At 61.0% G+C, this 22,155-nt stretch carries 11 protein-coding genes, 3 rRNA genes and 1 pseudogene; 9 read left to right on the plus strand and 6 right to left on the minus strand.

Features of this window, described 5'->3' with window-relative positions; translation table 11 throughout:
• The first annotated feature begins 117 nt into the window (after positions 1–117).
• The 4 genes from ACOYYX_RS31545 (at position 118) to ACOYYX_RS31560 (ending at position 3,132) form a co-directional block, all read left to right on the plus strand.
• Complete coding sequence (locus tag ACOYYX_RS31545; protein ID WP_422926641.1) at positions 118–441, plus strand: hypothetical protein; 324 nt, start codon at positions 118–120, stop codon at positions 439–441.
• A 183-nt stretch (positions 442–624) separates the two neighbouring features.
• Positions 625–1,680: a Gfo/Idh/MocA family protein gene (locus ACOYYX_RS31550; protein WP_422926642.1), complete on the plus strand. Its 1,056-nt coding sequence runs from the start codon at positions 625–627 to the stop codon at positions 1,678–1,680.
• 128 nt (positions 1,681–1,808) lie between these two features.
• The gene (locus tag ACOYYX_RS31555; RefSeq protein ID WP_422926643.1) at positions 1,809–2,198 is read left to right on the plus strand and encodes a GntR family transcriptional regulator; all 390 of its coding nucleotides are present in this window, start codon (positions 1,809–1,811) and stop codon (positions 2,196–2,198) included.
• The gene (locus ACOYYX_RS31560) at positions 2,191–3,132 is read left to right on the plus strand and encodes a slipin family protein (RefSeq protein ID WP_422926644.1); all 942 of its coding nucleotides are present in this window, start codon (positions 2,191–2,193) and stop codon (positions 3,130–3,132) included. The genes ACOYYX_RS31555 and ACOYYX_RS31560 overlap by 8 nt, the downstream gene beginning before the upstream one ends.
• A gap of 109 nt (positions 3,133–3,241) precedes the next feature.
• Here the strand turns inward: ACOYYX_RS31560 and ACOYYX_RS31565 are convergent, their stop codons facing one another.
• Both ACOYYX_RS31565 and ACOYYX_RS31570 read right to left on the minus strand, forming a co-directional pair.
• Positions 3,242–8,020: a FlgD immunoglobulin-like domain containing protein gene (locus ACOYYX_RS31565; protein WP_422926645.1), complete on the minus strand. Its 4,779-nt coding sequence runs from the start codon at positions 8,018–8,020 to the stop codon at positions 3,242–3,244.
• 1,641 nt (positions 8,021–9,661) lie between these two features.
• On the minus strand, positions 9,662–9,955 hold the full coding sequence (locus tag ACOYYX_RS31570; protein WP_422926646.1) for a hypothetical protein: 294 nt from the start codon (positions 9,953–9,955) through the stop codon (positions 9,662–9,664).
• 540 nt (positions 9,956–10,495) lie between these two features.
• Here ACOYYX_RS31570 and ACOYYX_RS31575 point away from each other — a divergent pair.
• The 4 genes and pseudogenes from ACOYYX_RS31575 to ACOYYX_RS31590 all read left to right on the plus strand — a co-directional run bounded on the left by ACOYYX_RS31575 (position 10,496) and on the right by ACOYYX_RS31590 (position 14,050).
• On the plus strand, positions 10,496–11,020 hold the full coding sequence (locus tag ACOYYX_RS31575; RefSeq protein ID WP_422926647.1) for a PilZ domain-containing protein: 525 nt from the start codon (positions 10,496–10,498) through the stop codon (positions 11,018–11,020).
• 501 nt (positions 11,021–11,521) lie between these two features.
• Positions 11,522–11,599 (plus strand): annotated as a pseudogene (locus ACOYYX_RS31580) (hypothetical protein); the annotation flags it as partial.
• 102 nt (positions 11,600–11,701) lie between these two features.
• A complete protein-coding gene (locus ACOYYX_RS31585; RefSeq protein WP_422931689.1) occupies positions 11,702–13,288 on the plus strand; it encodes a tetratricopeptide repeat protein in 1,587 nt (528 codons plus the stop codon).
• Positions 13,289–13,381: 93 nt separating this feature from the next.
• Entirely contained in the window at positions 13,382–14,050 is a 669-nt protein-coding gene (locus ACOYYX_RS31590; RefSeq protein ID WP_422926648.1) for an HAD family hydrolase, read from the plus strand.
• Between the two features lie 173 nt (positions 14,051–14,223).
• Here the strand turns inward: ACOYYX_RS31590 and ACOYYX_RS31595 are convergent.
• The 4 genes from ACOYYX_RS31595 to ACOYYX_RS31610 form a co-directional block, all read right to left on the minus strand.
• Positions 14,224–15,347, minus strand: a protein-coding gene (locus ACOYYX_RS31595) for an IS3 family transposase (protein ID WP_422926649.1) whose coding sequence is annotated in 2 segments (ribosomal slippage) — positions 14,224–15,092 and positions 15,092–15,347 — 1,125 coding nt in all. Because the reading frame shifts where the segments join, the coding sequence is not laid out codon by codon here.
• 187 nt (positions 15,348–15,534) lie between these two features.
• Positions 15,535–15,643: ribosomal RNA gene (gene rrf / locus ACOYYX_RS31600) — 5S ribosomal RNA — on the minus strand.
• Positions 15,644–15,861: 218 nt separating this feature from the next.
• A 23S ribosomal RNA gene (locus ACOYYX_RS31605) occupies positions 15,862–18,660 on the minus strand.
• A gap of 571 nt (positions 18,661–19,231) precedes the next feature.
• A 16S ribosomal RNA gene (locus tag ACOYYX_RS31610) occupies positions 19,232–20,740 on the minus strand.
• The 16S, 23S and 5S rRNA genes sit together here, the layout of an rRNA operon.
• Positions 20,741–21,452: 712 nt before the next feature.
• Between ACOYYX_RS31610 and ACOYYX_RS31615 the strand changes: the two genes are divergently transcribed.
• On the plus strand, positions 21,453–21,893 hold the full coding sequence (locus ACOYYX_RS31615) for a hypothetical protein (RefSeq protein WP_422926650.1): 441 nt from the start codon (positions 21,453–21,455) through the stop codon (positions 21,891–21,893).
• Positions 21,894–22,155: the final 262 nt, after the last annotated feature.

A 22,155-nucleotide genomic window follows, 5' to 3' on the forward strand; every position in this document is an offset into this window, starting at 1 on the left:
GACGTCGCGGTCCTCGGAGTGTGCTAGGTTTCGACCGGGAATCGTTCCCAACGCCGGTCGGGATGCGCCCGCGGATTCGGGGCATCTCTCCCTCTCTCTTTTCGTGAGGGCCTTCGCGTGACGCGCTCATTCAGCCGCAAGGGACGTCTTTTCACCTTCTCTTTGTTGCTCGGGGCGGCCCAACTCGGGAGCACGCCGACCGCCCAGGCCGGCCATCATGACGCCGAGCCGTCGTACCAGTCGGTCGTTCCCACCCAGAGGCGTTTCGCATATCGGCCCGCATTCAATGGCGCGGGTTCCAAGTCGTTCTACCTGAACGGCTACGCGGGAGCGAGCTACCCGTCGGCACTTCGTCCCGAGACCGTTGCCCCCGCGAGTGAGCAGACGAACTACGTCCGTCCCAATCGGTCGTTCTTCGGCTGGTTCCGAGGATCTCGATAACGCGGAGCCTTGGCCGCGGATTCGAAAAAAACGATGGCCTCTTGGACGTTTACTTTGGTACAGGACTACAATTCGCACGGCGGTAAGCGATGCTCGTGAGTCGAGCCGGGGGATCGAAGGTTCGTTCGTCCCGCCGGCCGCCTCCGAGCCATCGAAAGGACAGTCGTTGCGATGAGTGCGGGCATGATTCGAGTCGGGATCATCGGTGCCGGTCAGATCGCTCGAGCCCGGCACCTCCCGCGCTTCATGAGCCTGCCGGGGGTGAAGGTCGTCGCCGTTTGCAACCAGCATCGCGAGTCCTCGGCAAGGGTGGCGCGGGAATTCAATATCCCGAAGGTCCACGGCACCTGGGAAAACCTCATCGAAGATGAATCCATCGATGCGGTGGTGATCGCCGCCTGGCCCTATCTCCACTGCCCCGTGACGCTCGCCGCGCTCGACGCAGGTAAGCACGTCCTGACGCAAGCACGCATGGCGATGAACGCCCGCGAGGCCCAGCGGATGTTCGACCATGCAAAGGAGTTCCCCAACCTCACGACGATGGTCGTGCCGAGCCCCTTCGGCCTCACCGGGGATGCGTTCATCCAGTCCCTCATCCGGTCCGATTACCTCGGGAATCTCAGGGAGATCCACGTCGATGGTTTCTCCAACGACCTCGCCGACTCCTCTGTCCCCCTCGGTTGGCGGCAGATGACGAAGTATTCCGGCTTCAACATGCTGACGCTCGGAATTCTGTACGAAACGGCGCTTCGCTGGGTCTCTCCCGTCAATCGCGTGATGGCTTATGCGTCGAAGGCGATCCCGAAGCGCATCGATCCCGAGTCGGGTGCCCTGGCGAAGGTCGGGACCCCTGACAGCGTCCAGGTGTTGACGACCCAGGAGGACGGCTCTTGCGGAGTCTATCGTCTGAGCGGGGTCCTCTGGCATCGCACGGGCATGTCCATAACACTCCATGGCAGCGAAGGGGCGATCCGCTACGACCTCACCCGCGATGAAATCTTCGGCGCCAGGGCAAGCGAAGCTTCCCTCGCACTCCTGGAGATCCCGCGAGATCTCCGCGGCGGCTGGCAGGTCGAAGAGGACTTCATCGCCGCCATCCGAGGCGAGCGCGAAGTCACCCGGACCGACTTCGCCACCGGCGTAAAATATATGCAATTCACCGAGGCCGTCGCCCGTTCTTCCCGCCACCAGCAACCCGTCACCCTTCCCCTTCGAGAGTTCTCCAACCCCAGCCTCTGATCCCTTCCCTTCGCCATTCCCAGTCTTCTCGGTCCTTTCAAATCAAAGGCATTGCAATGGGCCTACCCCTTGACGTACTTGTCGCATCAGTTGTACTATTCATCTAGAACAACAGCACAGGGATCATTATGTTCGAGCTCGACCCGAAGGATCCGACGCCGCTTTACGCTCAACTCGAGCGTGCGATCCGAGTCGCGATCGCAACGGGACGGCTGAAGGGCTGGGATAAGTTGCCGACGGTACGTCAACTCGCGGTCGACCTGCGTATCAACGCGAATACGGTAGCCAAGGTGTATGGCGAACTGGAACGTGCCGGCGTGGTGGAGACTCGTCGAGGAGTCGGCACCTTCGTGCGAGAGGTCGCGACCCGTCAGGAGCCGGATCCCGATCGCGAGCGCAGGCTCGCCGATCTGGCGGACAAATTCGTGATGGAGACGGCCACGTTGGGCGTCTCGCTCGACCAAGCGATTGCTTACTTGCAGGCTCGTCAGGAACAAGGGGGCTCTTCCGATGGCTAACCTCGCGCGTGCAACGGGTGGCAAGGTGGGGCAGACCACCTTGGAGCCGCCCCATGTCAACATCATCTCCTTATTCTTTGCCACCACGGGTATCGCCCTGGGACTGGCCGAGACGATCTATTACGAGTCGCCCTGGGGCATAATCGTCGGGACGATCGTCGGGCTCATTGCCGCGTTCTCGCCGAAGGTGGCCAAGCAATGGGAAAGGGCCGTAATCCTTCGGTTAGGGCGTTATGCCGGGATGAAAGGCCCTGGCCTCTTCTGGGTCATCCCGGGAATTGACCAGGTCTCGTCCTGGATCGATCAGCGCACGATCACGACCAGCTTCGCCGCCGAGGAGACCCTGACCTCCGACACCGTGCCGGTGAACGTCGACGCCGTCCTTTTCTGGATGGTCTACGATCCCGAGAAGGCCGCCCTCGAGGTCCAGGACTATCGCCTCGCCGTGAGCTGGGCCGCGCAGACGGCGCTCCGCGACATCATCGGCCGCACGCCCCTCACGGTCCTGCTCCGCGGCCGCGAGCAGATCGAGGCCGAACTACAGAAGCTGATCGACGAACGCTCGACTCCCTGGGGCGTGACCGTCCAGTCGGTCGAGATGCGCGACGTCGTCATCCCAGAGTCGCTCCAGGACGCCATGTCGCGCGAGGCCCAGGCCGCGCGAGAGAAGGAGGCCCGGATCATCCTGGGCCAGGCCGAGGTCGAGATCGCCCACCTCTTCGCCAAGGCGGCCGAGTCGTACGAGCACAACCCAACGGCCATGCACCTCCGTGCAATGAACATCCTTTACGAGGGATTGAAGGAGAAAGGTGCCTTGATGTTGGTCCCGAGCACGGCCGTCGAGTCAATGGGCCTGGGGGGCATGCTCGGCACGGCGGCCCTCCGACAGCAGGTCCTCAGCCAGTCGGACAACGCGAACGGCTCAGTCGTCTGAACAAGCTTGCCCAGGAAATGCGAAACGGTCGGCCGGGCCTCAATCCTGTGGGGCCCGGCCGACCGCGTTGACTTAGGGATGAGCGGGTGTTCCTCGGATCGACCCGGGATCACTTCTTGAGGTTGATGACCACCTTGAGCTTGCTCGAGGACTGGCTCGAGGTCGTCGTCAGGTGGGGCGTAGAGATCTGGGTGGCCGAAGACGCCGGGGTGATGGTCGGCTGCGAGGACAGAAGGCTCGCCGCGACATCCGCGATGGTCTTCGAGGAAGTCTGGATCTTCGAGAGCAGACCACTGATGACCGACCCGCCCTTGGTCGAAGTCGTCTTGTCGCTGGCCGTCGAGATCTCGCCGCTGTCGGCCGTCGTGCTCGGCGTGATGACCGTGATCGTCGGCTGTGTCGACTTCGCGGCCGTGGTTTTGGAGCTGGCGGAGCTGGTTGCCGTCGTGGTATTCGAGTTATTGACCTTGCTGGTCATCGCTTTGATGAGCACATCCGGAGGCTTGGGCGTAGAGACCGAGACGGTGGCCGTGACCGGCGTGGCCGCCGCAGTCACTTCGGTCGATTGGGCGACTAGCTTGGTGGGGCCGCCGGCGGGCGTCACAACATTGGCCGCGGTGACGGCAGGGACCGGGTCGGCGACGGTATCCGTGCTGTTATCGGTCTGGGAGTTGATCGTGGCCAGCGACTCGACCGAGAAGGCAGTGGCTGTAGCGTCGTTGGTCGCGTCGGCCGCCGCGTGGGTCGTGTCGAACTGGATCGGGTTGCCGCTGACGCTCGAGCTGTCGGCGTAATCCACCCGCACGTTGGCGAAGGAGTCGGTTGACTGACCGGAGCCGCCATTCAGCGAGGGCAGTCCGCTGTTCCGTTCCCCCCAACCCTCCTGGACGAACATCCATTGAGTCGGCTCGGAGGTGCCGTCCGCCCAGATCTTGCCGTAGAGTGTGCCGTTGTACTGCATCAACTGGAACCAGTACCACTGCCCCACGGTCCAGTTGAAGCTGTACGAGTTGCCCCAGGCGACTTGGTCGTCCAGAAACTGGACCGTGTTCGGGCCGTGGAAGAGGAGGTTGTAACCGAGACCGTTCACGTCCGTAGACAAACCAACGCCGGCGCGGGCGGGGTCGGCCGAGTTGGCCGGCCAGCTATCCACGCGAACCTGGGCCGTGATGATCAGGTTCTGCGAGGAGGTCGGGACGGACAAGACGGCCTTCGTGGGGTCGGCCGTCGAGACGGCGGTCTGGGAGAGGACCCCTCCCGACTGTGTCCAGGCACCGGAGAGCAAAGTCCAGTTCGGATTGACCGTGCTGCCGCTGAAGCTCGCGGTCGCGACCGGCGTCGGCAGGTCGGAACCGTAGGGATTCGAGGCCGGCGGGTTGGGGTCGGTCACGACCGTATCGGTCTGGGTGCCGGTCCCGGTCGAGTCGGTGGTCTGCGAGGAGTCGGTCGTCGTGGAGTCGGAACCCGTCGGGCCGCCGGCGAGGACGACCGTCGTCGGGCCGGTCGGATCGACGGGGGTCGGGTTCGTCACAGGCGTGTCGACCGTCTGGGCCGGCGGATTCGAGCTTCCGGTCGTGCCCGAGGTCGGATTCGTCGGGACGCCGGTGTCGACCGGGGTGGTCGTGGGGTTGCTCGTGTCGACCGGGGTGGTCGTCGGATCGCCGGTGCCGACGGTGGTTCCCGGGTCGGTGGTCGTCCCGAGGCTCGAGGCGTCGACGCGGACGTTAGTGAAGGAGTCGGTCGACATGCCCGAGCCGCCGTTCAGCGAAGGCAGCCCACCGGTGCGGTCATTCCAGCCTTCCTGGATGTACATCCACTGGGTCGGCTCGGCGGTTCCATCCTGCCAGACCTTGGCGTAGATGGTGCCCTCGTATTGCATCATCTGGAACCAGTACCACTGCCCCACGGTCCAGTTGAACGTATACGAGTTGCCCCAGGCGACCTGGTCGTCGAGGAAGGCGACCGTGTTCGGCCCGTGAAAGAGGAGGTTATAGCCGTAGCCGGTGTTCGGATCAGTCTGAAGCCCCACGCCTGCGCGGGCGGGGTCGGCCGAGTTGGCCGGCCAACTATCCACGCGGACCCTGGCCGTGACCATGAGGTTGTCAGTGGCGTTCGGGACGCTCAGCAGGGCCTTCGTCGGGTCGGCGGTGGTCGTCGCCGTCTGGGAGAGGATCCCATTCGCCGTCGTCCACGATCCCGACATGAAACTGTAGTTCGGGGTCGTATTGGCCGAATTCGCGGTGAAGTTGTAGTTCGCCAGGGCCTGCTTGACCGCGGTGCTCTGGGTGGTCGCGTCGACCACCGCGCTATAAGGGAGGGCCGAGGTGCTGTTGGCCCCCTGCACCCGGTAGTAATAGGTCGTCCCGGACGAGAGGCCAACATCCGTCAGGCTGATCGCCGCGACGGCCCCCTGCGGCGGCGCCGTGGCCGTCGTGACCTGCGTCCAGTTCGTCCCGTCGGTGCTCCGCTCGACGTTGTAGTAAGTCGCCCCGAGAATCGGGGTCCATGAGAGCGTGACCTGGCCCGGCCCCTGGGGCGTCGCGGCGAGGTCGGTCGGCGACGTCGGGGCCGAAAAGGGAGGGGTCATCGCCAGTGACAGGGCCGTGGCGAGGTGGTCGTTGATCCGGTACCAGCCGATGTGCAAACCGAGGTCATCCTCGGTGAAGACGTCGAGCATCCCGTCATTCGGGTTCCGGTTCACGGCCACCGAAGCCTGGTTGTCGTACCAGCTATTGGTGTAGTTGAGGGCCGCGCCCGGCTTGGTGAGGCCGATGAGCAGGCCTTCATCCGTATATTGATAAAGGAAGGCGGACACGCCTCCGCCAAGGATGACCCCGCCGCCGCCCGGGATCACGTCGATGCCGGTGCAGTCCTCGGGGAGGATCACCGACCATAGCATGTTCCCGTTCGCGTCGTAACGGGCCAGGGTCGAGCCGCCCATCCAGAACGAGGAGGCGGTCTCGGGCGATTGACTGCTCCATCCGATCACGTAAATCGAGCCGTCATCGGCCTTCTGCACCGTCTGCGGCAGGAAGCCTCGAGTCGTGTCCTTGCTGATGACCTGCCTCGCGTCGGCCCAGCTATAGGTGGGGTTGCCGTTAGCGTCGAGCGGGCCGACGGGGATCTCCCAGACGGTTCGTGTCGAGTTGTCGGCGTACCAGATGTTCCCCTGGCCATCGACGTTCATGCCGAGGGTGCTGTATGTCCCGGCGCTGGAGGTCGACCAGTTGATCTCGGACGTCTTGGGGACGCCCGTGCCATCCGCGTCGCTCCAGGTCCACTGCTGCTGGGGCAGGTTCCGGATGCTGGCGTCGGGCGCCGGGTCGCGGCCGCCGACGATCGAGGCGAGGTGGAACGCGTCGCCGTCGATCCGATAGATCTCAACTCCGTCGCCCGTGGGCATGAAGTAGAAGTCGTGCCCGCCGAAGCTCAGGACGCGGGGCACGCCGTGCGGATTCGACGAGTAGAGAGTGCCGCTCGGGGCAGTGTTCCCTTCATACGACCACGTGCCCGAATTCGGGTCGTTCAACTCGTAATGATGGAATGTCATCGAGTAGAACTGGTCCGGATTGTCCTGGCCGTAATTGCCGAGCGACACGAACTCGTTGCTGAACTGCCGCCAGAGGACGGTACCGTCGGGGGCAAACCTCGCCATCTCCGCGCCACCGACCGGATGATTCTGAATCGTGACGATGTTGCCTTGCGAGTCGACGGCGGCTCCCTGAAGGTCAAAGAAGTGCGAAGGGTCCGAGTCGCCCGGCTGTGCCGGCTGGCCCAGGGTCTGAACGAGCTTGGTGTTGATCCCGTTGAGTGAGTAGATCTGGACCTGCCCCGCGGTCGAGTTCGCCAGGTAGAGGTTACCGTTCGGGCCGAAGGCGATCGAGGCAATGTCACCGATGCCCTTCATCGAGTCGCCGAGCGGAGTTCCGTTCGTGCTGAAGACGCTCAAGGTGCCATGGTCGTGGGCGATCCACAGGTTGCCCTTGGAGTCAATGCCCATCGCCTGCGGGAACGAGACCGAGAACTGACCGATCAACTCGCCGGTCGTCTTGTTGTACTGAAGGACCCTGTTGCCTGCCGCGTCCGCCACGTAAAGCGTGTTGCCCGAGACGGCGAGCGACTGGAGAGGAGCCTTGTAGATCGATGCGTCGGCCGTCGAGGCGTTCGCGGGGGTCAGTCCATCGGTCGTGGCGTAGACCTGGATGTGGCCATCGATCGCGTTGGCACCCGTGAACGGAGCGGCCGAGCCGTCGGAAATATTGAACCGCCAGATCTGCTGCTGCCCGCCCCAGGCACCTACTGAGAAATACATATACGTGTCGTCGAGAGTTATCCGGTAGGGAGCTCCGTTCGGAGTTCCATTGCGGATGGCGTAGTTCGCGTCATAGATCGAGTTGCCGGCCGCGTCCCACTTCTTGAAGTCGGCACCGGGCTCATCCCAGCCGTTCGCGGTGTAGATGCCCCCCGAGGAGTCGACGGCGACCGACTCGAGGTAGCTCGGCATGTGGCTGGCGAAGCTGGGGTCGCTCACGCTCTGGCCAATTGCACCAACGTTCTCATATGTGTTTCGATTGAGGGCGATCTCAACCTTGTAGTTGCCGGGGGCCACCGCGACGCCTGAGTCATCCTTGCCGTCCCACATCACGCTGTGGGCCCCGGAGGAGAGGGGCGACATGCTGAGGATAGTGCGGACGAGCTGTCCTTGGTCGTTGAATATCCCGACCGTGGTCGTGGCCTGATCCGCCAAGGTGAAGTTGATGATGCCGGTGTTCGAGTTGAGCGAGGCGAAGTCGCCAGTGGCGGCGGAGGCCGTCGAGGAGAGCGTGCTCGCGACCGAAGCGACCGGGCCGGCGGCGAGTGCCGAGGCGTTGGTTATCGCTGTGGTCAAGGAGTCAGTCACCGCTTTCGGGCCAACAACATCAGAGGAGGTATCACCACCAGCAACTGACATGTTGGTGACGGTCGGCGCCACCACGACGGTGCTGAGGACCAGTCGCGGCTCGACAACGTCTAGCGAAGGCACAAGACGACAGATCCGTCTCGAAGTCGTTCGTACTTTGCGAATGGATGTCGATAACACGATTGCGGTCCCTGATGAAAAACCCGAGTTCGTCGGCTGCGACGGCAACCCACCTCCGACGTGGATCTAAGGAACCCTAGGCCACTTTTTTCGGTTGACATCTCGGTTCGGGAAAAAACCGAACGTGATGACTTTAGGCAACTTTCGACCTAGAAAACGGCATTAAAATAGTCGACTCATCTCCCCTAAATAACCACATCCAATGAGTCGCAAACGCCGATGCCATGCACTCTCAAGACCCACCGATCAAACGAAACTTCATATTTACAGACAATCAATTTGCAAATCCGAATAACCCCGCGTCCCCCGCTCCGACGACCCCGGGAGGAGGCGTGGTCCGATATTGCAGAAAATCTGAAACTTACCGCCTCAAATCGAAAAAGTTGACCTATAATCGATTAGAGGTTGGACAAGAGGCACCCCGAAGGCGGCGCCACATCCCTCAAGCCCGGCGAGCCTTCGTCTCCGCCCCTTGCGGCTCACGGACCAAGGGCTTCCACCTCAGGTTTCGAACCCCGCGATAGCGAATAACCCCATAACGCTCATGCAAAATCTTCGACGAGATCTCGACCACCTCACCTCAAGGGAGCGGCGAGGCGCGCCGCGGTATCCGGCCGTGGATAACACGGCGGAGCTGGGGTGGTATTCGAACGGAGAACTGTGCACGACCGCTGCCCAACTCATGGATGTCAGTCAGAGTGGGCTCCTGGTTCTCGCTGATGATGCTCCCCAGGGTGACAATTCGGTCCTTGTGAGGCTCCTCCAACCCGTCAGCTCCGTCTGGGTTGAAGCCCAACTCATCGAGGCCGTCCGCACCCGCTTCGGTCCCTTTCAGGTTCGCCTGACGTTCGTTGACACCCCGGCCACCGGATTTCTCGAAATCGCGCTCAGCCGCGACAGCGAAGATTGCTGATACCCCTCCGTACGGGGATTTCACAGAGGTCCGTCTGGGCCTTGATTCCGTCAGATCGGCTTATCCTGGGGACAAGCCATCGTGGGTCATTGCGCCGGGCATTATAGCCCGGCCATGCCCGCCCAGCGGCGTTAGTACGCGCATCGATATCTCATATCCTCGAGATTGTTGCGCATTGCTAACAAGATCCGCACGACACGACATACTGAAGAACGTACGCCCTTCCCTGGGCGTTCGATTCGTCGTCGAGATCGATGTTGGATGAGTTCGTATTGCTGGGACGGGGGCATCAGCTGGATGGAATTGGATCGAGATAGGGGAGGAGGTCGCGACTTATGAAACCGGAACCGAGCTTGTCCCCGGGAAGTATCCGTCGCGCCATTATGATGCAAGGATCTGAAAATATCGCGGTGAGGGTACGCGATCGATGAGTCAAAATGCAGTCGGGAGATTCTTCCGTCTAATGGGATGAATGGGGACGGAAGAAGTAAGTGAGCGTAAGATTGTCAATGAGTTCAAAGACGTGCTGAGTGGGATCAGGATTCTTTCTGGTAGCCGAGCCCCTTGAGGACTTCGAGGACTTCGCTCCAGGTGGGGAACATTCGACCGCTTGCTTGCTTATAGGCCTGGATGGCCTGCATGAATTCCATTTCAGCGGGGCTGTATTCGCGATCGCAGGTGGCGGGGTCGACGAGGTGGCGTCGATTGCTGGTCTTGCGCGCCTTGGAAGCCCGAGCCGCGCGATCCTTGGTCTTTCGATCGGTGAGGTCCAGGACATCGGTCAGGGGCATGTCCTCTACCACCGGCACGGAATCCGGGGACAGTTCCACCTTATTCCTCCTTCATGGGGGTTACCCGAATCATCGCTTCATCGTGATGTTCGGAAATCTCGGAAGTCAAGTTGTCGCGATCGACTTCTAATTCTCTAAGTCTAAATGCGGCCAGCAAATGCACGCGGCGGCCGATGCCCTTGTCGCATGGGGTCATTAGAATACGATAGTTTACCATCCCTTACTAACGCAAGAAGAAAATCCGCGTGTCCTGGAGAATCACCACTGTTCCGATAGCTCGTTTTTCCACCATTTTCGACACAACTTGCTCGATTTTTGGTGTAGAATTATTGTGAGGATGATCTGATTTTTCCTGATTTGGCGTTTCTAATTATAATTACGCCGAAATGTCCATTCAGTGGTGTGGGAGCGGCACTTCAAGCCCTCACCGGGCCAGGGCTGTCGACGTTCAGGGCCCATTGATGGCCGGATTTGGAATGGCGTTCCATTCGCCCTAAGGTCCGTCGGCCTGCGACCTCGATCGCGTCCGCCGTCGACCGTCGCCACCTTGTCGGATCGCCGTAGATCGAAGGAACAACAATGAGCGACGATAGCTCCCGCCCCAAATTCATGTCCAACCGTGACAAGACCGTCCGCCTCGACTCCGTCGCCACCGCGACCGAAGTGGCCGATCCGACCACCAAGGTGGGTCTGCTCGATCTCTTCCGAGCCTGGCTCCGACGGTCACCCGAAGACCGACGAGTCATGCCCCGGCATCCAACGTATGAGATGCAGATCTGGATTGGGTGGTGCCGGGATGAGCAGAGCTTCTTCGCAAGCCTCGCCCGCCTGGTCAACGTCAGCCGGGGAGGGGCGCTCGTCAACGTCCCGGACGCCCCCGTGCTCGGGAAGATGGCCTGGGTCTGCCTCGGCGAACCCGAGCCCAAGGACTGCATCGAGGCCAACATCCTCGAAGTCCGATCGGTTCGGCCGGGAGAGTTCATGGTAAGGCTCGAGTTCCTCGAGCCGTGTCCCCATGAGTTCTTCGAGGCGGCCGTCTGTATGCTCCCTCCGAAGACTTCCAAGGCCGACTCTCGGGCTCATCAACACGAAACCGAATCCTGAAACTGTGGTCGAGGTCATGGCCTCAACCTTTTTGCTACCTGTTTCCCATTCAAGACTCGCACCAGCCAGGGCGAGTTTGACGGATCGTTGGTCGGGTTGTGCCGATTCCATGCACGAATCCCGTTCCATGAGTTCGACGAGGTTGTCCTCCGCCTCAACCGGCTTGACCAGAAGAACCCTCGCAGTTGCCACTCCGCTAATCCTGGGTGACTTGAGCACGATCCACCTGCGCGGAGCCAGCGTACACGGCAAGGCTCGTAGAACCTGAAATCGGTCCATCCATCGTCGTCCGAACGGACGATTCGCGGGTCTCAACTCAGTCGAAGAAGAGACTGCGGATTGCCCCTCGGCGCGAAGGATCGAGCCATGTCGTATGCGAAGAAGCTTCTCTGTCTTACGATCCCCTGGATCATGGTCTCACCCGCGTCGCGGCAGGCCTACGCGTCACCTGGCAATAATCAACCAATTCAGGCGACGAATGCCAGCTCTTCCCTCGAAGCCATGGCGTCCCTCGACGAAATACTGGAGCGAAGGCCGCGAGATTCGCAGTCTCGGATCCGTCGAGGCAATCTCCATCTCCGGCTGAATCACCCCGACCAAGCGCTCGCCGACTTTGACACGGCGCTCCGCCAGGCCCCATGGTCACCGAGCCTTTTCGTTGACCGCGGAATCGCCCGTGTGATGCTGGGTCAGTACGAGAAGGCGCAGGATGACTTCCAGCGAGCACTGAGACTTCTATCCCTCCCGCTCAATCGGAACGCTGCATGTGCCGCGTCGGCCCATTGCGGGCTCGGCCAGGTGATGCATCGAATTGGCCAGGACGAAGACGCGTTCAAGGAATATAACCAGGCGATCAAGCTTAATCCCCAGGATCCGTCCGGCCACTTCGGGCGAGCCGAGGTCTTCACGACGCTCGGCCAGCTCGACCAAGCCCTCGTCGACTACTCCGCAGCAATCCGCATCGCCCCGAACTTATCGCGTGCCTATTCGCTCCGAGGCGACGTCCTGAGCCAGCTCGGTCGCGACGACGAAGCCCTTGTCGACTTCAACGCGGCGCTCCACCTCGATCCCGATGATGAGCGAGCCCACAGCCTGCGCGGCTCGCTCCTGGCGAAGCGCGGAGACAATATCCACGCGCTCGGGGATTTCGACGCGGTCATCCGGCTCGACCCGATGCGTGCCGCCGCGTTCAAGGATCGCGGCGGGATTCTCGTCAGGCTCGGCAAGTACCGGGAGGCGATCAAGGATCTCGACGAGGCCATTCGCCTCGATCCTGGCCGGGCCACGGCCTACCTGAACCGCGGAGCCGCATTCAACTCGCTCGGCCAGTACGAACGCGCCCTCCAGGATTTCGAGGAGGCCGTGAAGCTCGCCCCTCGCCACCCCGGCGGGTACACCAACGCCGGACTGGCCCTATTCATGATCGGGAAGTACGAACGCTCGCTCGCGAATATGAGCGAGGCCATCCGGCTCGATCCCAAGAACGTCCTCGTCATCATGAATCGAGCCGGCGTTTACGCCCGCCTCGGCCTGAACGATCGCGCGGCCGAGGACTATGACACGGCGATCCGCCTCGATCCTCAGGCTGCCCTCGCTCACGTGGGCCTCGGGAAGATCCACGTTGCACAGGGTCATCACGATCAGGCCATCCAGCACTACGACATGGCCTTACGCATCAATCCCAAGGATACCTCAGCCTACTTCGAGCGGGGCAACCTCAAGCGAGCGCGAGGAGATAACGCGGGTGCGGTCGATGACTATTCGAAGGCCCTCGAGTTGAACCCGCGACACGAAGAAGCCTACGTCAATCGAGGCTGGTCACGGCTTGCCGCCGACTTGCCGGGCGCGGAGATCGACGCACGAAATTATCTCGTGCTCCGAAAAGGGCCAGACCCATCGATCGCCTACATGTCAATGCTTGGGGCTCTCGCTGCTCGCAAGGAAGGTCGCGAGTCCGATGCGATCGCGTTTCTTGATGAAGGCTTAAAGAGCGTGGATCAGTACGACTGGCCGACTCCCTTACTGCGCTATCTTCGCCGAGATTCCACCTCGCAGATTCTCTTCGACTCGGCGTATGATCTCCCCAAGAAGACGGAAGCCCGCACCTTCTTCGCCCTCGACCGCCTTGTAGCCGGCGACGCCTCGACAGCCATCGCCAACCTTCGGTGGGTCCGCGATCAGCGAAATTCCCGATCCGCGACAACGGACCTGGCCCGTTACGTCCTCGATCGCATCGACGGCAGCCAGGCGGAACTCGCCAGACCCTGATTTTCGATCTTTTGACAAGTGCCCATAGCGAGTCGACAGGTCTGAGTAGTCTGGCAAGGTACGATCCTCACGACCCGAGTTGAGCCGATCCCGATGAAGTACAAGGCCCTTGCTACAGACTACGATGGAACCCTGGCCGAAAGAGGAGCCGTTTCAGAGGCCACGCTATCGGCACTTAGTCTCTTCCAGAAATCGGGCCGTAAACTCATCCTCATCACTGGTCGAGAACTGGATGAACTCCTGAAGGTTTTCCCTTCGATCGCCATTTTCGATCTGGTCGTCGCAGAGAATGGTGCCCTGCTCTACGATCCCAGGACTAAAGACATTCAACTCCTCGGAGAAGCCCCTCCCCAAGTCTTGCTCGATCGACTCAGAGCCGCCGGGGTCCAGTCGCTTTCGCCGGGCCGTGTCATCGTAGCGACCTGGCGCCCATACGATTCAGTGGTGGCTCAGATCATCGCAGACCTTGGCCTCGACCTCTGCGTGATTTTGAATAAGCGAGCTGTGATGATCCTGCCGCATGGTATCAATAAGGCCAGCGGGTTGAATGCAGGTTTGGTTCGTTTGGAACTCAAGGCCGGAGAAGTCGCTGGCATCGGCGATGCCGAGAATGATCTCGATTTTCTCCAAGTTTGCGGCTACTCCGCCGCTGTGGCGAATGCCCTGCCCCCGGTCAAAGAACAATGCGATGTAGTGATGTTGCACAATCATGGTACCGGAGTTGAAGAATTGATCCAAAAGCTCCTGTCACATGACGCTTGAACTGTAAGATTCTCGGTTGATTTGAGATCCCGAGCAAAACACGTAAAAGCTCACTAATATATCCGGCAGGTTATCAATCCACGCTTAACACGGCCATGACCCGCTCCCCGTGGATTGGTCCATGTGGTATGAGAGTCATTCTCGCCCCGAGCCGCTCCCCGAACTTGGACCGGCTAAATGCGAGTCTTTCGGTCGGACGAGGCCCTCTGCTTCCCGGCCGGGGATGACGCGAACTCCTTGGGGGCCAGGTAGCCCAAGGCGCTGTGCGGGCGATGCTCATTGTACTCGACCCGCCATGATTCTAGCTTCTCCCGCGCGTCCTCCAGGCTAAGAAAGTAGCTCTGGTTGAGGCACTCATCCCGTACCCTGCCGTTGAACGACTCGATGAAGCCGTTGTCGATGGGCTTGCCCGGGCGGCTGAAATCCAGCGTCACCCCGTTGAGGTGAGCCCACAGGTCGAGCATCCGCCCGGTGAACTCCGGGCCGTTGTCTACCCTCAGCTCCCGCGGTGCGCCGCGGCCGAGGGCGACCTCGGCCAGGACTTCGGCGACCTGTCCCGAGGTGAACCGGATACCTACGCGGATCGCCAGGCTCTCGCGGGTGAATAGATCGATCAAGGTCAGGACGCGGAGCTTGCGCCCGTCTGCGAGTGCATCGCTCATGAAGTCCATCGCCCAGGCCTGGTCGGCGGCCTCGACACAGGGGCGGTCGTCGCGATGGCGAGAGCTCACCCGCCTCCGGGGATTCTTCCGCCGCAAGGTCAGTCGCTCCAAGCTATAGAGGCGATAGACTCGTTTCAGGTTGATCGCCCAGCCTTCGCGGCGGAGCAGGACATGGAGCCGGCGGTAGCCGTATCGGACCCGACTGGTCGCCAACTCGCGGAGCCGCATGCGAAGCGGCTCCTGCGATTCGCGCCGGGGGCGGTAGTGGTGGGTCGACCGCGCGAATCCGGTCGCCTCGCAGGCCCGCCGCACGCCGACGCCGTAGCGGACCGTCAGGTCCGCTACGATCGCCCGGCGCTGCGGCGGGGTCAGGCCTTTTTTGCCAGGACGTCCTGGAGCATCTTCTTGTCGAGGCTGAGGTCGGCGACCAGTTGCTTGAGCTTCTGGTTCTCCTCCTCGAGCTGGCGTAGCCGCCGGACCTCGGGAGTGCCCAACTCGCCGTACTTGGCCTTCCAGCGGAAGAAGGTCGCCTGGCTGATGCCGAGCTTGCGACAGGTCTCGTCGACGCCCAGGCCGGCCTCGGCCTGCTTCAGGGCGAAGACGATCTGCTCGGTCGTGAACTTCGATTTCTTCATCTCTCAAGGCTCCCTTTGATAAGAGCCTCATCGTATACGAAGTCTCACATGCGATGGTCCAGTTTTCGGGGAGCAGGTCACCAAGCCACAGACCAGCAATACACTTGCATCAATACATACAAGATGGCTTCGAAACAAAAAAAGCCGCCCCGGGTCACCTTTGGGGTGACCGGGGCGGCTTGTGGGATTCCGGCGATGACCGACTTTCGCGCCAAGGGCACTATCATGGGCCTGACGGGCTTAACGGCCGTGTTCGGGATGGGAACGGGTGGGACCCCGTCAGTATGGTCGCCGGAAATTCGTCCGCCGGGCGTTGAGGCCCGGCGGACGCGACTTCGGTGGATCGGGTCACGCGTCGAATGGACCGCGGCTGGCGGGCACACCCGAGGACCTCGACGACGGCGGATCCCGTGGGATCGGATCGTCACATGGCCCGGGTGATGTGTGAACCACACCTCGGATCTCATCCTTCGCCGCGGCATGTTACCATGCCGGGGGAGGCGGACGGATCGGGGTGGTCAAGCGGTCGGCTGTTAGGACCGGTCGGCTGCGGCGATCGCTCGCCGTGCACTCCCGGCCTATCGACCTGGTCGTCTTCCAGGAGCCTTCGCACTTTCGTGCCGGAAACCTCGTCTTGGAGGGGGCTTCGCGCTTAGATGCCTTCAGCGCTTATCCGGTCCCGACCTGGCTACCCGGCGATGCCCCGAGCGGGACAGCCGGCACACCAGAGGTCGGTCCTCCCCAATCCTCTCGTACTAGGGGAGACGCTCCGCAAGTTTCCTACGCCCACGGCAGATAGGGACCGACCTGTCTCACGACGGTCTGAACCCAGCTCGCGTACCGCTTTCATTGGCGAACAGCCAAACCCTTGGGACCTTCTCCAGCCCCAGGATGCGATGAGCCGACATCGAGGTGCCAAACCTCCCCGCCGCTAGGGACGCTCGGGGGAGATCAGCCTGTTATCCCCGGAGTACCTTTTATCTGTTGAGCGACGGCCTTTCCATCCAGCACCGCCGGATCACTAACGCCGACTTTCGTCCCTGCTCGACTGATGGGTCTCGCAGTCAGGCACCCTTCTACGTTTGCGCTCGCGTTGCCCGATTGCCGACCGGGCCGAGGGTACCATTGCACTCCTCCGTTACTCTTTGGGAGGAGACCGCCCCAGTCAAACTGCCCGATGAGCATGGTCCCGGCCCGGGCTACGGACCGGTGAGGATCAGGGTCATTTCAGGGTGGTATTTCACCGATGGCTCACCGACGGCTGGCGCCGCCGTGTCGCAGCCTCCCACCTATGCTACACAGAAAGGACACTGACCCAATGCCAACCTGCAGTAAAGGTTCACGGGGTCTTTCCGTCTGACCGCGGGTACGTGGCATCTTCACCACGGCTACAGTTTCACCGGGTCCCTCGTGGAGACAGTGCTCCAGTCGTTACGCCATTCATGCAGGTCGGAACTTACCCGACAAGGAACTTCGCTACCTTAGGACCGTCATAGTTACGGCCGCCGTTTATCGGGGCTTCGGTCGGCAGCTTCGCTCGCGCTGACCGCCTTCCTCAACCTACCGACACCGAGCAGGCGTCAGACTCTATACGTCCTCTTGCGAGTTGGCAGAGTCCTGTGTTTTTGATAAACAGTCGCTAGAGCCGATTCTCTGCGGCTCACCTTGCGGTGAGCACCCCTTATACCGAAGGTACGGGGTCATTTTGCCGAGTTCCTTCACGAGGGTTCTCCCGAACGCCTTCGGATGCTCGCCTAGCACACCTGTGTCGGATTGCGGTACGGGCCGGCCGTGTCGTCCCCGCGGGGCTTTTCGCGGCCGGGATATCAACAGGCTTCCAGATCGAATGCTGTCGGCCTTGCGGCACGGGGGTATCTAGCGCCCCGACCTGTCTCGTCCCGGCGTCCTCCGCGGCTCAACCTTCACGGCGGGTGGCGGAATATTAACCGCCTGTCCATCGGCTACGCCCTTGGGCCTCGCCTTAGGTCCCGACTGACCCTGGGCGGATTGACCTTCCCCAGGAAACCTTGTGCTTTCGGCGGATGGGCTTCCCACCCATCTTATCGTTACTCGTTCCGGCATTCGCACTTGCCCGCGCTCCACCGGTCGTTTCCATCCGGCTTCGCGGCGGCGGGCAACGCTCTCCTACCATCGTTTCCGATCCGCGACTGCGGCGCGACGCTTAGTCCCCGTCATTTTCGGCGCGGGATGGCTCGACCGGTAAGCTGTTACGCACTTTTGAAATGGTGGCTGCTTCTAAGCCAACATCCCGGCTGTCACCGCGATCCCACTTCCTTTGCCACTGAGCGTCGACTTGGGGGCCTTGGTCGGCGGTCTGGGTTGTTTCCCTCTCGAACGTGAAGCTTATCCCCCACGTTCTGACTCCCGGGGTCCGCCCTGCGGTATTCGGAGTTGGGTTTCGGCGGGTAGGCGGGAAGCCCCCCGACCGAATTCCGTCGCTCTACCCCCGCAGGGTATGTCCCGAGGCTGGCCCTAAAGCCATTTCGGAGAGAACGAGCTATCTCCAGGTTTGATAAGACTTTGACTCCTCCCCACGGGTCCTCCCCCAGTTTTTCAACACTGGTGGGTTCGGTCCTCCACGGCCGGTTAGGGCCGCTTCAACCTGCCCATGGGTAGTTCACCTGGTTTCGCGTCTACTGCACTCGACTATGGCGCCCGATGAAGACTCGCTTTCGCTGCGGCTCCTCCCCTGAAGGGATTAACCTGGGGCCGAATACAGTAACTCGCCGGATCATTATGCAAAAGGCACGCGGTCAGGCTGGCCTAAGCCAATGCCCTCCCACCGCTCGTAGGCACGGGGTTTCAGGTTCAGTCTCCTCCCCTCATCGGGGTTCTTCCCACCGTTCGGTCGCCCTACTGGGTTCGCTATCGGTCGTCATCGAGTGCTTAGCCTTGCGGGATGGTCCCCGCCGATTCAGGCCGGGTTTCACGTGCCCGACCCTACTCGGGTACCGGATAGGGGAACTCGCATCGTCGCCTACGGGACTCTCACCCGCTACGGTGTCCAGTTCCAAGGAACTTCGGCTGACGCTCATTCATCCCACGACTCCGGCCCCACGACCCCGGGTGGTGTCCCACCCGGTTTAGGCTGGTCCCCGTTCGCTCGCCGCTACTGAGGGAGTCTCGGTTGATTTCCTTTCCTCCGGGTACTGAGATGTTTCAGTTCCCCGGGTATTCTCGGGCATTCCGGGATCGACGCTCGTTCGGCAGCTCCCCGGACATTTCGCAGCCTTCCACGCCCGAATCTCTGATGACGCCTAGGCATCCCCCCCGTGCCCTTAGGAGCTTGACCACGCCGATCCGGCCGCCGCACGGGTGCGACAGTCGATCCGGCATGGGTCACGTTCCCGCTTGGTGAGTCGGCGTCTCGCGACGCGGCTTCACCACCGTGTAACGATACTTGCGGGCCCTGTCCGCCTCTCGGCGTCTCAGGCCCGCGATCCGTAAGGGTTCCACTGTTGTGGAGATACTTGGTATGCCACTACCATTGCTACGGTATTCTTGCGTGACCAAATCACCGAATTGTCAAGGAGCGATCGGCGCCCGGCAACCCGGGGCCTACCTGGCCGCTGGCCAGGGGCGAAGCTGTCGGATGACAGCACCGCCCCACACCCAGCGGAGCATCAAACATCGAGATAGAGTAGAGGTGGGATGATCGCTCATCCCACCGTCACCCCATCAGATTTTCATCTGAGACAGTCGATCGGTCGTGGTGTCTTCGTTATCGGACCCGCGTGGGAAGCCGGCGTCAAGCGTCGAGAACTAGGGACGGTGCCGATGCGGCCTTTCCGACCGGACGACGCGAGAGAGCTCGCACCGCTTTGGCCCGGTCTCGGGCCGAGATTTTCCAAGGAAATCCTTAGAAAGGAGGTGATCCAACCGCAGGTTCCCCTACGGTTACCTTGTTACGACTTAGTCCCCATCACGGGTTTCATCTTCGGCGCTCGCCTTGCGGCTCCGGCGACTTCGGATGCCCCCCGCTTTGGTGGCTTGACGGGCGGTGTGTACAAGGCTCAGGAACACATTCACCGCGGCATGCTGATCCGCGATTACTAGCGATTCCAGCTTCATGCGGGCGGGTTGCAGCCCGCAATCCGAACTGAGGGGCGGTTTTTGCGATTAGCTTGTCCTTGCGAACTTGCGACGCTCTGTCCGCCCCATTGTAGTACGTGTGCAGCCCCAAGCATAAGGGCCATGAGGACTTGACGTCATCCCCGCCTTCCTCCGGCTTAACGCCGGCGGTCTGTCTAGAGTTCCCGCCATGACGCGCTGGCAACTAGACACAGGGGTTTCGCTCGTTAGGGGACTTAACCCAACACCTCACGGCACGAGCTGACGACAGCCATGCAGCACCTGTGCACGTTGTACCTTGCGGCCTTACCGGCGTTTCCGCCGGCTAATCCGTGCATGTCAAGCCTGGGATAAGGTTTTGCGCGTAGCCTCGAATTAAGCCACATACTCCACCGCTTGTGTGAGCCCCCGTCAATTCCTTTGAGTTTCAGCCTTGCGACCATACTCCCCAGGCGGGGCACTTCACGGTTTCCCTACGGCAGGGAGCCCATCGGCGAGCCCCCTACCCAGTGCCCATCGTTTACGGCCAGGACTACCGGGGTATCTAATCCCGTTCGCTCCCCTGGCTTTCGCGTCTCAGCGTCAGTAAACGTCCAGGACCTCGCTTTCGCCACGGGCGTTCCTTCCGATCTCAACGCATTTCACCGCTCCACCGGAAGTTCCAGGTCCCCCTACGTTCCTCCAGAAGAGTCGTATCCGCGCCCGTTCCACGGTTGAGCCGTGGGATTTCAGCGACGGACGTGCCCTCCCGCCTACACGCGCTTTAAGCCCAGTGATTCCGAATAACGTTCGCACGGTTCGTCTTACCGCGGCTGCTGGCACGAACTTAGCCCGTGCTTCCTCCAGGGTTCAGTCAACCTCGCGGCTTCTTCCCCCTCGACAGGAGTTTACAACCCGAAGGCCTTCGTCCTCCACGCGGCGTCGCTCGGTCAGGCTTGCGCCCATTGCCGAAGATTCTCGACTGCAGCCTCCCGTAGGAGTCTGGGCAGTGTCTCAGTCCCAGTGTGCCGGGCCACGCTCGCACGCCCGGTAGGCATCGCAGGCTTGGTGGGCCGTTACCCCGCCAACTACCTAATACCACGACGGCCCGTCCCGGAACGCCGGGGCTTTGGCGAGGCCTCGATGCCGAGTCCTCGCGTCGCTGGGGATTACCCGCAGTTTCCCGCGGCTATACCCATTTCCGGGGTTGGTTACCGTCGCCTTACTCACCCTTGCGCCACTGGCCTTGCGGCCCGTACGACTTGCATGCCTAATCCACGCCGCCAACGTTCATTCTGAGCCAGGATCAAACCCTTCAAAATTGGTCCGATTCACCATCCGAAGATGGCGTCTCGATCCTCTCCCTTCGGGTCGAGGAAATAACTGACTGGTCGCAGACGATCCTCATTGGGATTTGCATCCCGGAATCGTATGCCGGTTGGTGCTGCCGTCCCTGCCGTACTCCTCCCCAACCGGGAGGGGACGACCCCGACGGCTTCACGCCGGCTTCCCTCGAGGGTCCACAACGATCCACCACGATCGACCGAATTGTCAAAGAGTGCCCCGACGATGTCAGCGGCCGGAGCGACCTGCCTCTTGGGGCGAGTCATTCCGGCCGAACACCAACGCAGGGATACGCGACCCACAGTTCAGTATCGGTTGTCCGTTACCGTCCTGTCGGCCGGTCGTCGTCACCCGTGTTGTCACAGGCGACAGGGGTAATAGTATCGGGAATTCGCCGCGGATCAAGACCCTACCGAAAATTTCGTAGAGAATTTGCGGATCATCGACGAGTTCCCCCCTGCCCTGCTTCTAGAATGCTTTTCAGTAGCTGATTCCCTCGGCTTGTACCCATTGAATCTCTTCTGTCTTCTCTCAGTGAGTGGGGTCTGATTAGTTAGCTCTCCCCAGAGCTTTACGCCCTAGAGTTTAGTCGATGGAGTTCGTGATCACAGTTGGGCAGGAGTTCAGAAGATTGACTGCGTGCGTTGCGAAGACAGTTTTCATCTTCGAAATCAACGATCGACTGCATGAATGAACATCATGACGAGTCGAGCCTGGTTTCGATCCATTCTGGCGTGGGATGGAGCATTGCCAGTCATCGCGGCCATCACACCGATCTTCCTGCCTCAACTCTTACCTAGCCGAGACCTTGCCGAATTCATCGCGGTGTTCGGCGTCCCAATGCTGACCGCGCTGATCCGGGCTCACCATGGCCGGCGGCAACTTGAGAACATTTCTGGAGAGACCGGCCTGGGTCGTCAGTTTCTCTTTGGAATGGCGATCCTGACCCTTCTGCCATTCGAGGGCCTGATTGCAGTCCTTCACTTCGATTTGAAGATGCCTTCGAGCGCGTGGCTCGTCGCCGCCGGCCTCTACCTTTCGTATCTCGCACTTATTGCTCTAGCCACGCGGCCTCGCTCGAGCCAACCCCTCGAACTCAGTCCAGGCGTTGATTTCAATGACGATCTTTGACAGCCTCACATCCAGACTCACACACGATAACTAAAATTCAAACATAATATTATATTTAATATTTTATTGTTTTCATCCACCCTCGATAACTCGTTTGGCTTCCCGTGATTCTTTTGCAGCTCGTAGAAATCAAGCCTTCATTCTGATGCGAAAAGAGTGGCCTTCGCAGAATTAATTGCGTGCAATATTAATTCTATGAACTTTCAAAATTCTAACACATAATACAAAACAGAATGTTTATAGAATCTCGACTGGGCATCAC

Origin of the sequence: Singulisphaera chitinilytica, assembly GCF_049331405.1 — a bacterium.
GTDB lineage: Bacteria > Planctomycetota > Planctomycetia > Isosphaerales > Isosphaeraceae > PoT.